Source organism: Streptomyces bambusae, assembly GCF_020532645.1.
In the GTDB taxonomy this organism is placed as follows: Bacteria; Actinomycetota; Actinomycetes; order Streptomycetales; family Streptomycetaceae; genus Streptomyces; species Streptomyces bambusae.
Genome location: NZ_JAJAUZ010000016.1, coordinates 1 through 13,032, shown reverse-complemented (window position 1 = coordinate 13,032; position 13,032 = coordinate 1). Strand labels below are relative to the sequence as shown.

Sequence of the window (13,032 nt, the reverse complement as noted above, 5' to 3'; positions counted from 1 at the left end):
CTTTCGCCTCGGCAGTGGGGGCCTGGGTGGCCGGGGAATGAGAGGTTCCCCGGAGGAGAGCAGTGGCGTGACTGTACCCGGCGGTTCGTGGCGCGGACAATCTTCGGAGTGTTTTGTGCCTTCAGGAACCGGGCATTCAGCCGCCTTTCGGCCGACTGCTGACGGAGCCTTGGCGCTGCGTTCGAAGAGTGTTCGAAGAAACGGTCATGCGGGTGGGGGTTCCGGCGGCCGCGCCCCGGTGCCGGGCGACGGGCGGGTACGGGGTCAGGCGGCGGAGGTGCTGTCGGCCGGTGCGGCCCGGTGTCCGGCCAGGCCGTCGAGGGCCTGCCTGATGCCCGCCGTGACCGCCGGATGCACCGGCAGGGCGAGGTGGCCGATCCCCGTTACCTGCACGTTCTCGGTGGCGAGGTCCGGGTGGTCGAGCCGGGCCGTCTCGGCGGGCACCATCAGCTGGTCCAGGTCGCTCCAGAAGCTGACGAACCGGGTCCGGCAGCCCGGCGCGGGCAGCCGGAGCTCCCGGATCACGTCGGAATCCGGCCGCATCTGCCGCACCAGCGGGTGCGCGTCCATCAGCGGGGCCACCCGGGTGCCCCCGTGCGGCGTGCCGAGGCAGACCAGCGTCCGCACCCGCGTGTCGCCGCCCATGCGCTGTACGTAATAACGGGCGACCAGCCCGCCCAGGCTGTGCCCGACCAGGTCGACCCGGTCCTGCCCGGTCCGCGCGCACACGTCCTCGACCCGCTGCGCGAGGGCGGCCGCCGCGGTGCGCAGGTCGGTGGTGAGCGGGGAGTAGTTCACGGCCTCCACCCGGCGCTGCCCGTGCGCGGCCAGCAGCGGCCGCAGCAGCAGGAACACGGAGCGGTTGTCCGTGAACCCGTGCAGCAGCAGTACGGGCGGCCGCGGCGCGGTGTCCGGGCCGGGCGCGGGGCGCTCGGGGCGGATGCCCACGGGGTAGACGAGTAGGTGGGCGGCGAGGATCACGAGTTCCAGAACGCCGGCGCGCAGGGCGTCGGCCGACAGGCCGGAGGCGCCGGGTACCTTCACTCCGGGCACTTTCAGTGACAAGCCCATGCCTGCCTCCCAGTGGTTCCGGAGGCGGCAACGCCGTCGTCCGGTGGGCCTCGCCACCGTGCCGTGCGGCTGGCGGCACGGTGGCGGGGCGACCTCGTCCCGGCTCCCCTTGCGAGCGGCTCTGTCAATGACGAAAACGTGTCAGGTGTGATTTCCCCCATGCCGTCCACCGTGAAACGGCGGCTTGCGGGATGCTGTGCTTAACGTTCGTTCACCTGGAGGTAGTGATGGGTGTGACCGGTCCGATCCGTGTGGTGGTCGCCAAGCCGGGTCTCGACGGCCACGACCGTGGTGCCAAGGTGATCGCGCGCGCTCTGCGCGACGCGGGCATGGAGGTCATCTACACCGGTCTCCACCAGACCCCCGAGCAGATCGTCGACACCGCGATCCAGGAAGACGCCGACGCGATCGGCCTCTCGATCCTCTCCGGCGCTCACAACACCCTCTTCGTGAAGGTCATCGAGCTCCTGAAGGAGCGCGACGCGGAGGACATCAAGGTCTTCGGCGGCGGCATCATCCCCGAGGCGGACATCCCCCCGCTGAAGGAAAAGGGCGTGGCCGAGATCTTCACCCCCGGCGCCACCACCACCGCCATCGTCGACTGGGTCCGGGCGAACATCCGCCACCACGCGGAGGCGTAACGGCCCTGCCGGACCGGACCGGGCCCTGCCGGACCGGACCGGGCTGGGCCGGGCTGGGCGCAAATCCAGCCCGCCCGGGCCATCGGATCCGGCTGGGCGGGAAATTCCGGCCGGTCCGGCCCATCGAGTCGGGCTGGGCGGGAAACAAGCCCATCCGGGCCATCGGATCCGGCTCGGCGTGAAAATTCCAGCCCGTCCGGCGTTTGAGGACCGGGGGTGCGGGGGCGGAGCCCCCCGGGTTTTTCAGCCTCGCCGGCGTGTGAGGCGCGGGGTCCGGGGCGGGGTCCCGTGGCAGGCACCGGCAGGGGCACGGCCCCGGCGGCGTCACCCCCCGCCCAGTTCCCGGTGCATCGCCGCCCTCAGGCACAGCGTCGCCACCAGCCGACGGAACGCCTCGCCCCAGTACCCCACCGCCCCGGACACCGACACCGTCCCCGCGTCCGGGGATTCCTCGTACGCCGCGGCCAGCACTTCCAGCCGCCCCGCCTCCGCAGGATCCAGGCACCGCTCGGCCAGCCCCATCACCCCGCTGAAACTCCACGGGTAGCTCCCCGCGTCCCGCGCGATGTCGAGCGCGTCCACCACGGCCCGCCCCAGCGGCGCGGCCCACGGCACCGCACACACCCCCAGAAGCTGGAACGCCTCGGACAATCCGTGCGCCGCGATGAACTCCGCGACCCACTGCGCCCGCTCCGCCGGCGGCAGCGTCTCCAGCAGCTTGGCCCGTTCCGCCAGCGAGGCCGTCCCCGGCCCTGCCGCGGGCGGCGCGGCCGCCGACCCCAGCAGGGCCGTCGCCCAGGCCCCGTCCCGCTGCCGCACCGCCGCCCGGCACCAGGCCGCGTGCAGGTCCTCCGCCCAGCCCTCGGCCACCGGCAGCGCGACGATCTCCGCCGGCCCCAGCCCCCCGAACCGCTCGCGCCAGCACGACAGCGGCGCCGCCTCCACGATCTGCCCCAGCCACCAGGACCGCTCGCCGCGGCCGGCCGGCGGCCGCTTCACCACCCCGTCCCGCTGCATCCCCGCATCGCACTCGGACGGCGCCTCCACCCCTTCCGGCCCGACGCAGGCCAGGGCCCGTTCCGCCATCCGCGCGGCCAGCGCCGACTGCGGCAGGGCCGAGAGGAGTTCGGCCGCGGTCGCCCGGACGTTCCGGCTGCGGTCCGCCAGCGCCGCCTCCAGGAACGCCTCGTCCGCCCCGGACAGCCCGCTGCGCAGCGAGTCGAGGAACATCAGCCGGTCCTCGGCCCGCTCGCTGCCCCAGGTCCCGGCCAGCAGCTCCCGGGCCGCCGCCGGGTCGTGCTCCCGTATCAGCGCGAGGAGCGCGACCCGTTCCGCGAACAGTCCCTCCTGCCAGAGCGTGTCGACCGCCTGCCGGTCCGCGGGATCCGGCAGCCCGGTCCCGCCGCTGCCGCTGCGCAGGGCGAACCGCCAGTCCGGGTTGAGCCGTGCCAGCCACAGCCCGCGCACTCCCGCCAGCGCCAGCGCGTGCGGCCGCAGGTCGGTCCGCGCCCGGGCTGCGTCCAGCAGGTCCGGCAGCAGGGCGTGCGGGGCCTGGTAGCCGCGGGCGTTGGCCGCCGCCAGCCACTGCGGCAGCAGCTCCGCCAGATCGGGCGCCGCCCCGCGGCCGGCCGAGCCCCCCGCGGCCCGGCCGGCCAGCAACTGCGCCAGCCGCTGCCGCGCCGGCTCCGGCAGCTCCGGCCGCGGATCCCGCGGTGCCGGCTCCGGCAGCGCCGCCGCCGGCGCGGCCCGCAGCCCGGCCCGCCGCCGCACCGTCTGCACCGCCGCCGCGTCCAGCAGCCCCACCGGCGCCCCGCCCCGCCGCTCGGTCCCGAGCAACGCCGCCGTCACCAGCCCTTCCCACTCCAGGCCCTGCCACCCGGCGTCCCCACCCGGCCCCGCCACGTCCCGCACCGCCACTCCCGTCTCCACCACCGTGCCCACCCCTCCCGAATTCCCGAACCGCACCCGCACCCCGCTCCACCCCGACCCTCTGCGGGACCGGCTGCAAGCGCCCCGACCACTCGGGCGCACGGCCTGACCGCCCCCGCAGCCGCACACCCCTCCCTCCGCGGCACCGCGACAGGAAGCCCCCTCCCGCACACCCCATCCCGCTCCCGACCCCCGCACGGCCCTCGCCCCGCTCCCCGCGGCACCGGACCGCAAGCGGCCCTTCCCGTAGGCCCGCAGAGCCGCTCGGGCTTGCCGCGCCCCGGTCCCGCCCCCTCCGCGGGACCGGGGCGCGAGCGACCGCCCGCACACACGCCGCCCCGTACACCTGCCGCCGTGCTCCGGTCCCGTCCCCTGCGCGGGGCCGGAGCAAGCGGTGGTGCGGGTGTGGCCCCCCGGCCCCGGCCCGGTGCGGGTCCGGCGTCAGGGGCGGGCTGCCCCGGTCCCGCCCCCTCCGCGGGGCCGGGGCAGCGGGCCCGGCCTGGTGCCTGCCGGGCCGGTCGGGGGTCAGACGAGGGGGACGGCCGCGGGGGAGTCCGGCTGCCAGGCGGTCAGGGGCGTGAACCCCGTGTGGCCGCACTCCCCGAACACCGTCAGCGGTGCGCCGCCCGAGAGCGCGGCGAGCTGCCAGCGGCTCGCCGCGGCCCGGCCCCCCGGGCTCAGCGGGAGCGCGTACGTCCCGTCCGCGTCCGCCAGTTGCCAGTTCCCGTCGTCGGCGGGCACGGGTATGACTCCCGCCAGGACCACCGGCCAGGAGTCCAGCCACGGATCCCGCCGCAGAGCCGCCCCGTACTGGTCCAGCGCCGCCCCCGTGTCCACCCCCGGCGGTGGCCCCGCCGGCGGCCCGGGCGGGTCGTCCCGCCCGACCAGGTCCGCGCGCAGCGGGACCGCCCCTGCGTGGAACGCGGCCTCCCCCCGGACCACCAGCCCCACCGGCAGGGCGAGTTGCGGCGCCCGGCCCGGCGGACCGAAGTCCAGGACCAGGGCCGGCCGGCCGGTCTCCTCCCCCTGCAGCCAGACCCGCCGCGTGGTCAGCCGCCCGTCCGGCGAGACCGTGTCGTACTGCGCGAGCACCAGCCACCGGTCGGCCACCGGCGCCCCCTCCACGGCCCCCGGCAGCCCCACCCGCGTCCGCACCGTCGCGGCCAGCGGAGCCGGCAGCTCCGCCACCCCCTGCCACGCCCGGTCCAGCAGGTGCAGCAGCGCGCACTCCTCCAGCATCCGCACCGGCCAGCCCGGCCCGGACGCCGTCAGCGTCCCCAACTCCCGCACCCTGGCCGCCAGTCCCGGTGCCTGCGCGTCGACCATCCGCGCGGCGGTCTCCTCCCAGGCCCGGTACCCCGCCTGCTCCTGCCCGGCGAGCCCCCCGCGCAGCAGATCGGCCAGCCGCTGCTCCAGCTCGGCGACACCCGCGTCGATCCGGCCGGCCCGCCGCTCCGCCCGGCGCCTGGCCGCCGCCTCGTCCACGGGCTTCCCCCCACCCGCACCACCCCCCTCCTTCTTCCGCTCGCTCCGCTGCGCGCGGTCCCCGAGCCACCCGCCGGCCCACTCCGGTGCCTCCCCCGCGGGCACCGTCCCCTCGTCCGCGGCCCAGAGCAGCAGCAGCCCCAGTGCGTGCTTGCAGGGGAACTTCCGGCTGGGGCAGGAGCACTTGTACGCCGGACCCGTCAGGTCCACGACCGTCTGGTACGGCCGGCTCCCGCTGCCCTTGCACAACCCCCACACCGCACCCGAACCGGAATGCCCCGCTCCCGACCACGGCCCGGCACTGCCGAGCTTGGTCCCCGCCTTGCGCGACGTGTCGTCAGGCGCCAGCGACAGCACCTGCTCGGCAGTCCAGCGCACCGCCTGATCAGTCATGGCTCCGAAGGTAGAGGTGCCCACTGACAATCCGTCTGACCTGCAACGACACTGCTGCTGTGGACGGTTGGGAGGGCGATGTCAGTGCCGTGGTGCACCGTGGAAATCGCCGCCGCACCACCCGGCGGTGAGACAGGCAGACACGTGGAGGGGGACCCATGACCATGTCCGGAAACGGCACGGGCGGCGAGGCACTGAGGCCGCATGCGGAAGACGCGTTCGCCGACGAACTGAAGGCCCTGGCCGCCGCCGACGACCGCCCGCGCCCGGCCCGCTGGAAGCTGTCGCCCTGGGCGGTGGCCACGTACCTGCTGGGCGGCACGCTGCCCGACGGCACCGTGATCACCCCGAAGTACGTGGGCCCCCGCCGCATCGTGGAGGTGGCCGTCACCACCCTCGCCACCGACCGCGCGCTCCTGCTCCTCGGCGTCCCCGGCACCGCCAAGACCTGGGTGTCGGAACACCTCGCGGCAGCCGTCAGCGGCGACTCCACCCTCCTCGTCCAGGGCACCGCCGGCACCCCCGAGGAGGCCATCCGGTACGGCTGGAACTACGCCCGGCTGCTCGCCCACGGACCCAGCCGCGACGCCCTCGTGCCCAGCCCGGTGATGCGGGCCATGGCCGAGGGCACGACCGCCCGGGTCGAGGAACTCACCCGCATCCCCGCGGACGTCCAGGACACCCTGATCACCGTCCTGTCCGAGAAGACCCTGCCGATACCGGAACTCGGCGAAGAGGTGCAGGCCGTCCGCGGCTTCAACCTCATCGCCACCGCCAACGACCGCGACCGCGGGGTCAACGAGCTGTCCAGCGCCCTGCGCCGCCGCTTCAACACCGTGGTGCTGCCGCTGCCCGCCGACCCCGAGGCGGAGGTCGACATCGTGGCCCGCCGCGTGGACCAGATCGGGCGCTCGCTGGACCTGCCGGCCGCGCCCGACGGGCTCGACGAGATCCGCCGCGTCGTCACCGTCTTCCGCGAACTCCGCGACGGCGTCACCACCGACGGGCGGACCAAGGTGAAGTCGCCGAGCGGCACCCTGTCCACCGCCGAGGCCATCTCCGTGGTCACGGGCGGCCTCGCCCTCGCCGCCCACTTCGGCGACGGCGTGCTGCGCCCGTCGGACGTGGCGGCCGGCATCCTCGGCGCCGTGGTCCGCGACCCGGCGGCGGACCGCGTCGTCTGGCAGGAGTACCTGGAGGCCGTGGTGCGCGAGCGGGACGGCTGGAAGGACTTCTACCGGGCCTGCCGGGAGGTGACGGTATGACCGGTCCGCTGCTCCTGGGCATCCGCCACCACGGCCCGGGATCCGCCCGCGCCGTGCGGGCCGCCCTCGACGCGGCCCGGCCCCGCGCCGTGCTCGTCGAGGGCCCGCCCGAGGCCGACGCCCTGCTGCCGCTGGCCGCCGACCCCGGCATGCGGCCGCCCGTCGCACTCCTCGCGCACGTCGCCGACGACCCCGGCCGCGCCGCGTTCTGGCCGCTCGCCGAGTTCTCGCCGGAATGGGTCGCGATCCGCTGGGCCCTCTCCCACGGGGTCCCGGTCCGCTTCGTGGACCTCCCGGCGGCGCACACGCTCGCCGGCGCCGGAGAGGAACCGTCGCAGGCCGCCGCGGCGGGCCCGGAGCCGGAGCCCGTGGCCGTCCCGGGCCCCGACGCCGACGGTGGCCCGGGGACGGCCTCCGGCGACCCGCCGGAGGGCCCGGCCGACGGGGCGGACCTCCGGCACGATCCGCTGGCCGCGCTCGCGGCGGCCGCCGGGTACGAGGATCCCGAGCGGTGGTGGGAGGACGTCGTCGAGCACCGCGGCGGCGGTGACGCCCTGGCCGCTTTCGAGGCCGTCGGCGAGGCCATGGGGGTCCTGCGAGAGGAGCACGGTGCCGGCGGTCATCACCGGGACCTGGTCCGCGAGGCCCACATGCGGCAGAAGATGCGGGCCGCCCGCCGGGAGTTCGGCGACGAGTACGCCGTCGTGTGCGGGGCCTGGCACGTGCCGGCCCTGCGGATGAAGACCACCGCCACCGCCGACCGGTCGCTGCTCACCGGACTGCCCAGGGTGAAGACCGAGACGGCCTGGGTGCCGTGGACCCACCGCCGGCTCACCCGGGCCTCCGGGTACGGGGCGGGCATCGCCTCGCCGGGTTGGTACCGGCACTTGTTCACCGCCCCCGACCGGCCGGTGGCCCGCTGGCTCACCCGGGTCGCGGGACTCCTCCGCGACGAGGATTTCCGGGTCTCCTCCGCGCACGTCATCGAGGCCGTGCGGCTCGCCGACACCCTCGCCGCGATGCGCGGCCGCCCGCTGGCCGGACTGTCCGAGACCCTCGACGCGGTCCGCGCCGTGATGTGCGACGGCTCCGACGTGCCGCTCGCGCTCGTCGAGGACCGGCTGGTCGTCGGCGACGAGCTCGGCGAGGTGCCCGAGCACGCCCCGGTGGTACCGCTCCAGCGGGACCTCACCCGGCAGCAGCGCTCGCTGCGGCTCAAACCGGAGGCGGCGGAACGCGAACTGGAACTGGACCTCCGCAAGGACACGGACGCGGCCCGCAGTCTGCTGCTGCACCGGCTGGGGCTGCTCGGCATCGGCTGGGGCGAACCGGCCGCGTCCCGCGGCAGCACCGGTACCTTCCGGGAGACCTGGCGGCTGCGCTGGGAGCCGGAGCTGTCGGTCCGGGTCGCCGAGGCGGCCGTGTGGGGCACCACCGTGCTCGGCGCCGCCACCGCCCGCGCCGAGGCCGACGCCGAGGCCGCCGGGCAGCTCGGCGACGTCACCGCGCTGGCCGAGCGGTGCCTGCTCGCCGGGCTCTCCGACGCGCTGCCCACCGTGATGCGGGTGCTCGCCGACCGGGCGGCGCTCGGCGCCGACGTGGCCCAGCTGGCCCGGGCCCTGCCCGCCCTGGCCCGCGCGCTGCGCTACGGCGACGTGCGCGGCACCGACACCGCGGCGCTCGCGGAGGTGGCGGCCGGGCTCGCCGAGCGGATATGCGTGGCGCTGCCGCCCGCGTGCACGGGGCTGGACGCGGACGCGGCGGCTGAGGTGCGCGGCCATGTGGACGGGGTGCACACGGCGATCGGCCTGCTGGCGGACGCCGGGCTGCGCGAGCGGTGGTCCGCGGTGCTGCGGGCGCTCGCCGGGCGGGACACCGTGCCGGGGGCGATCCGCGGCCGGGCGGCCCGGCTGCTGCTGGACGAGGGACGGCTGTCGGGCGGTGACACCGCGCGGCTGATGGGGCTGGCGCTCTCGCGCGCCGCCGCACCGGCCGATGCGGCGGCGTGGATCGAGGGCTTCGTCGGCGGCCCGGGCGGCGGCACCCTGCTGGTGCACGACGACCGGCTGCTGGGCCTGGTCGACGACTGGCTCACGGGCGTACCCGCCGACGCCTTCACCGACGTACTGCCGCTGCTGCGGCGGACGTTCGGGGGGTACGAGCCGGGGGTCCGGCGCACCCTCGGCGAGCTGGTCCGCCGCGGCCCGGGCGCCGGGCCCGCGGCGGCCGCGCCCGGGTCGGCCCCCACCGGCTTCGCCCCGGACCTCGACCCGGACCGGGCGGACGCGGTGGTGCCGCTGGTCCGGATGCTGCTGGGCCTGACCGGCACGCGGGAACGGGGGACGGAGGCGATGACGGGGGCGGCGCAGTGACGGGGACGAGCGGGCGGGGACGGCAGGGGTGACGGGAACGGCCGAGCAGGCGGGGAGGACGGACATGGCGGGGGACACAGGGATGGCGGGGGCCGCGGGGAACAAGGTGGTTGCAGGGACAAGAGGGAGAGCGGGGAACACGGAGACAGCGAGGAACACGGAGACAGCGAGGAACACGGAGACAGTGGGGAACACGGGGACAGCGGGGTCTGCGGAGACGGCAGGGGCGGCTGAGTTGCCAGGGGCGACCGGCGCAGGCGCGACCGAGCGGCTGCGGCGGTGGCGGATGGTGCTCGGCGCGGAAGGCGGGGATGGGACGGGGTACGAGCCCTCGGGGCGGGACGCGGCCATGGACGCGGCGCTCGCCGCGCTGTACGGGTCCGGCCGCGGCGACGGGGGACGGCGGCGGTCGGGGGAGCGGTCGGCGGGGCTCGGTGCGTCCGCGCCGAGCGTGGCGCGCTGGCTCGGGGACATCCGCACGTACTTCCCCGGCTCGGTGGTGCAGGTCATGCAGCGGGACGCCATCGACCGGCTGGGACTCTCCTCGCTGCTGCTGGAGCCGGAGATGCTGGAGGCCGTCGAGCCGGACGTCCACCTGGTCGGCACCCTGCTCTCGCTGAACAAGGCGATGCCCGAGACCACGAAGGAGACGGCCCGGGCCGTCGTCCGCAAGGTCGTCGGGCAGCTGGAGAAGAAGCTCGCGACCCGCACCCGGGCCACCCTCACCGGCGCGCTCGACCGTTCCGCCCGGATCAGCCGGCCGCGCCACCGGGACATCGACTGGGACCGCACCATCCGGGCGAACCTGAAGAACTACCTGCCCGAGTACCGCACGGTCGTCCCCGAGCGGCTCATCGGCTACGGGCGGGCCGCGCAGTCGGCGAAGAAGGAGGTGGTGCTCTGCATCGACCAGTCCGGTTCGATGGCGGCGTCGGTGGTCTACGCGTCGGTGTTCGGGGCGGTGCTCGCCTCGATGCGGTCCATAGCCACCCGTCTGGTCGTGTTCGACACGGCGGTCGTCGACCTCACCGACCAGCTCGACGACCCGGTGGACGTGCTGTTCGGCACCCAGCTCGGCGGCGGCACCGACATCAACCGGGCCCTCGCGTACTGCCAGTCGAAGATCACCCGTCCTGCGGACACCGTCGTCGTGCTCATCAGCGACCTGTACGAGGGCGGCATCCGGGACGAGATGCTCAAGCGGGTGGCGGCGATGAAGGCGGCCGGCGTGCAGTTCGTGGCGCTGCTCGCACTGTCCGACGAGGGCGCCCCCGCCTACGACCGGGAGCACGCCGCCGCGCTGGCGGCGCTAGGCGCCCCCGCGTTCGCCTGCACGCCCGACCTGTTCCCGGAGGTGATGGCCGCCGCGATCGAGAAGCGCCCGCTGCCCGTACCGTGAAATGCCTGCTCATTGCACGTATCGCAGGTTCGGGCCGGCCGCTCACCCCCGGCGGGGCGGTCCCGTGAGGGCGGCCGGCGGCCGGCGTCACATGGTCGGATCACACGAACTTGCAGCTCACCCGTGAGGCGATCTGTGAGGGGAATCACCGCGCGGGTGTGATCTGTGATTTAGGGTCCTACGGCCTCCGGGGATAACCTGCCGGACGGACATGCCGCGTCCACGGTCACCGTGTGCGCATCCCCTGTGACAGCGCCGTCACGTTGCCCTCCGCGGCACGCCCACGCAGACAACCGCGAACACTGCGAATCTTTAAGACAAGGGACGGACGCGCGTGGACCTGTTCGAGTACCAGGCGAGGGACCTCTTCGCCAAGCACGGTGTACCGGTGCTGGCCGGTGAAGTGATCGACACGCCTGAGGCGGCTCGCGAGGCCACCGAGCGGCTGGGCGGCAAGTCGGTCGTCAAGGCGCAGGTGAAGGTCGGAGGCCGCGGCAAGGCCGGCGGCGTCAAGCTGGCCGCCACCCCGGACGAGGCCGTCGCCCGCGCGACGGACATCCTCGGCATGGACATCAAGGGCCACACGGTCCACAAGGTGATGATCGCCGAGACCGCGCCGGAGATCGTGGAGGAGTACTACGTCTCCTACCTCCTCGACCGCACCAACCGCACCTTCCTGGCCATGGCCTCGGTCGCGGGCGGCATGGACATCGAGCAGGTCGCCGAGGAGACCCCGGAGAAGCTCGCCAAGGTCCCGGTGAACGCCAACGAGGGCGTGACCATCGAGAAGGCCCGCGAGATCGTCGCCCTGGCGAAGTTCCCGGCCGAGGTCGCCGAGAAGGTCGCCGAGGTCATGGTGACCCTGTGGTCCACCTTCATCGCCGAGGACGCGCTCCTCGTCGAGGTCAACCCGCTCGCGAAGGTCGCGTCCGGCGAGGTCATCGCCCTCGACGGCAAGGTCTCCCTGGACGAGAACGCCGAGTTCCGCCAGCCGGGCCACGAGGAGTTCGTGGACCACGCCGCGGCCAACCCGCTGGAGGCGGCGGCCAAGGCCAAGGGCCTGAACTACGTCAAGCTCGAGGGCGAGGTCGGCATCATCGGCAACGGCGCGGGTCTCGTCATGAGCACCCTCGACGTCGTCGCGTACGCCGGTGAGAACCACGGTGGCGTCAAGCCCGCCAACTTCCTCGACATCGGTGGCGGCGCCTCCGCCGAGGTCATGGCGAACGGCCTCGAGATCATCCTCGGTGACGCCGACGTCAAGTCCGTGTTCGTCAACGTCTTCGGTGGCATCACCGCGTGTGACGAGGTCGCCAAGGGCATCGTCCAGGCCCTGGAGCTGCTCGAGAAGAAGGGCGAGGCGGTCACCAAGCCGCTGGTCGTCCGTCTCGACGGCAACAACGCGGAGCTGGGTCGCAAGATCCTGTCGGACGCCAACCACCCGCTGGTCCAGCGCGTGGACACCATGGACGGTGCGGCCGACAAGGCCGCCGAGCTCGCGGCTGCGAAGTAAAGGGACGAGGTCACAGACTCACCATGGCTATCTTCCTCAACAAGGACAGCAAGGTCATCGTCCAGGGCATGACCGGTGCCACGGGCATGAAGCACACCAAGCTGATGCTCGCCGACGGCACGAACATCGTCGGTGGCGTGAACCCGCGCAAGGCCGGCACCACCGTCGACTTCGACGGCACCGAGGTCCCGGTCTTCGGCTCGGTCGCCGAGGCGATGGAGAAGACGGGCGCCAACGTCTCCGTCCTCTTCGTGCCGCCGGCCTTCGCGAAGGCCGCCGTCGTCGAGGCCGTCGACGCCGAGATCCCGCTGGCCGTCGTCATCACCGAGGGCATCGCGGTGCACGACTCCGCCGCCTTCTGGGCGTACGCCACCGCCAAGGGCAACAAGACCCGGATCATCGGTCCGAACTGCCCCGGCCTGATCACCCCCGGCCAGTCCAACGCCGGCATCATCCCGGGCGACATCACCAAGCCCGGCAAGATCGGTCTCGTGTCCAAGTCCGGCACGCTGACCTACCAGATGATGTACGAGCTGCGTGACATCGGCTTCACCTCCGCCGTCGGCATCGGTGGCGACCCGGTCATCGGCACCACGCACATCGACGCCCTGGAGGCCTTCGAGGCCGACCCGGAGACCGAGCTCATCGTCATGATCGGCGAGATCGGCGGCGACGCCGAGGAGCGTGCGGCGGACTTCATCGCGAAGAACGTCACCAAGCCGGTCGTCGGCTACGTCGCGGGCTTCACCGCCCCCGAGGGCAAGACCATGGGCCACGCCGGCGCCATCGTCTCCGGCTCCTCCGGCACCGCGCAGGCCAAGAAGGAGGCCCTGGAGGCCGCCGGCGTCAAGGTCGGCAAGACGCCGACCGAGACCGCCAAGCTGGCGCGCGAGATCCTCGGCGCCTGAGTCTCCGCGCATCCGCGCACACACCGCGGGCCCGCATCCTCTCCGGAGGGTGCGGG

Annotated in this window: 9 protein-coding genes; 6 read left to right on the top strand and 3 right to left on the bottom strand. The window is 74.5% G+C overall.

What is annotated here, in order from left to right; all coding sequences use genetic code 11:
• Window positions 1-264: 264 nt before the first annotated feature.
• Window positions 265-1,071 carry an esterase/lipase family protein gene (locus LG634_RS13640; protein WP_372482419.1) on the bottom strand — a complete coding sequence of 269 codons (807 nt, stop codon included), beginning with the start codon at window positions 1,069-1,071 and terminating at the stop codon, window positions 265-267.
• Between the two features lie 227 nt (window positions 1,072-1,298).
• On the opposite strand from LG634_RS13640, the gene icmB reads away from it, so the two are divergent.
• The gene (icmB, locus tag LG634_RS13635; protein WP_226734044.1) at window positions 1,299-1,712 is read left to right on the top strand and encodes a coenzyme B12-dependent isobutyryl CoA mutase small subunit; all 414 of its coding nucleotides are present in this window, start codon (window positions 1,299-1,301) and stop codon (window positions 1,710-1,712) included.
• 324 nt (window positions 1,713-2,036) lie between these two features.
• Here the strand turns inward: icmB and LG634_RS13630 are convergent, their stop codons facing one another.
• Complete coding sequence (locus LG634_RS13630; protein ID WP_372482422.1) at window positions 2,037-3,614, bottom strand: DUF5691 domain-containing protein; 1,578 nt, start codon at window positions 3,612-3,614, stop codon at window positions 2,037-2,039.
• Between the two features lie 552 nt (window positions 3,615-4,166).
• Window positions 4,167-5,519 carry an SWIM zinc finger family protein gene (locus tag LG634_RS13625; protein WP_226734043.1) on the bottom strand — a complete coding sequence of 451 codons (1,353 nt, stop codon included), beginning with the start codon at window positions 5,517-5,519 and terminating at the stop codon, window positions 4,167-4,169.
• A gap of 158 nt (window positions 5,520-5,677) precedes the next feature.
• On the opposite strand from LG634_RS13625, the gene LG634_RS13620 reads away from it, so the two are divergent.
• From LG634_RS13620 to sucD, 5 genes are all read left to right on the top strand, one after another.
• Window positions 5,678-6,784, top strand: a complete 1,107-nt coding sequence (locus tag LG634_RS13620) for an ATP-binding protein (RefSeq protein WP_226734042.1) — start codon at window positions 5,678-5,680, stop codon at window positions 6,782-6,784.
• The gene (locus LG634_RS13615; protein WP_226734041.1) at window positions 6,781-9,156 is read left to right on the top strand and encodes a DUF5682 family protein; all 2,376 of its coding nucleotides are present in this window, start codon (window positions 6,781-6,783) and stop codon (window positions 9,154-9,156) included. Before LG634_RS13620 ends, LG634_RS13615 begins: the two co-directional genes overlap by 4 nt.
• 286 nt (window positions 9,157-9,442) lie before the next feature.
• Window positions 9,443-10,555, top strand: a complete 1,113-nt coding sequence (locus LG634_RS13610) for a vWA domain-containing protein (protein WP_226734141.1) — start codon at window positions 9,443-9,445, stop codon at window positions 10,553-10,555.
• 334 nt (window positions 10,556-10,889) lie between these two features.
• Entirely contained in the window at window positions 10,890-12,068 is a 1,179-nt protein-coding gene (gene sucC, locus LG634_RS13605; RefSeq protein ID WP_226734040.1) for an ADP-forming succinate--CoA ligase subunit beta, read from the top strand.
• Between the two features lie 23 nt (window positions 12,069-12,091).
• Window positions 12,092-12,976 carry a succinate--CoA ligase subunit alpha gene (gene sucD / locus LG634_RS13600; protein ID WP_226734039.1) on the top strand — a complete coding sequence of 295 codons (885 nt, stop codon included), beginning with the start codon at window positions 12,092-12,094 and terminating at the stop codon, window positions 12,974-12,976.
• The last annotated feature ends 56 nt before the right edge of the window (window positions 12,977-13,032 follow it).

Excerpts from the sequence above, each read along its gene's own strand:
- icmB (WP_226734044.1), top strand. The coding sequence starts at position 1,299 with ATGGGTGTGACCGGTCCGATCCGTGTGGTGGTCGCCAAGCCGGGTCTC.
- LG634_RS13625 (WP_226734043.1), bottom strand. The coding sequence starts at position 5,519 with ATGACTGATCAGGCGGTGCGCTGGACTGCCGAGCAGGTGCTGTCGCTG.
- LG634_RS13615 (WP_226734041.1), top strand. The coding sequence starts at position 6,781 with ATGACCGGTCCGCTGCTCCTGGGCATCCGCCACCACGGCCCGGGATCC.
- LG634_RS13640 (WP_372482419.1), bottom strand. The coding sequence starts at position 1,071 with ATGGGCTTGTCACTGAAAGTGCCCGGAGTGAAGGTACCCGGCGCCTCC.
- LG634_RS13610 (WP_226734141.1), top strand. The coding sequence starts at position 9,443 with ATGGTGCTCGGCGCGGAAGGCGGGGATGGGACGGGGTACGAGCCCTCG.
- sucD (WP_226734039.1), top strand. The coding sequence starts at position 12,092 with ATGGCTATCTTCCTCAACAAGGACAGCAAGGTCATCGTCCAGGGCATG.
- LG634_RS13620 (WP_226734042.1), top strand. The coding sequence starts at position 5,678 with ATGACCATGTCCGGAAACGGCACGGGCGGCGAGGCACTGAGGCCGCAT.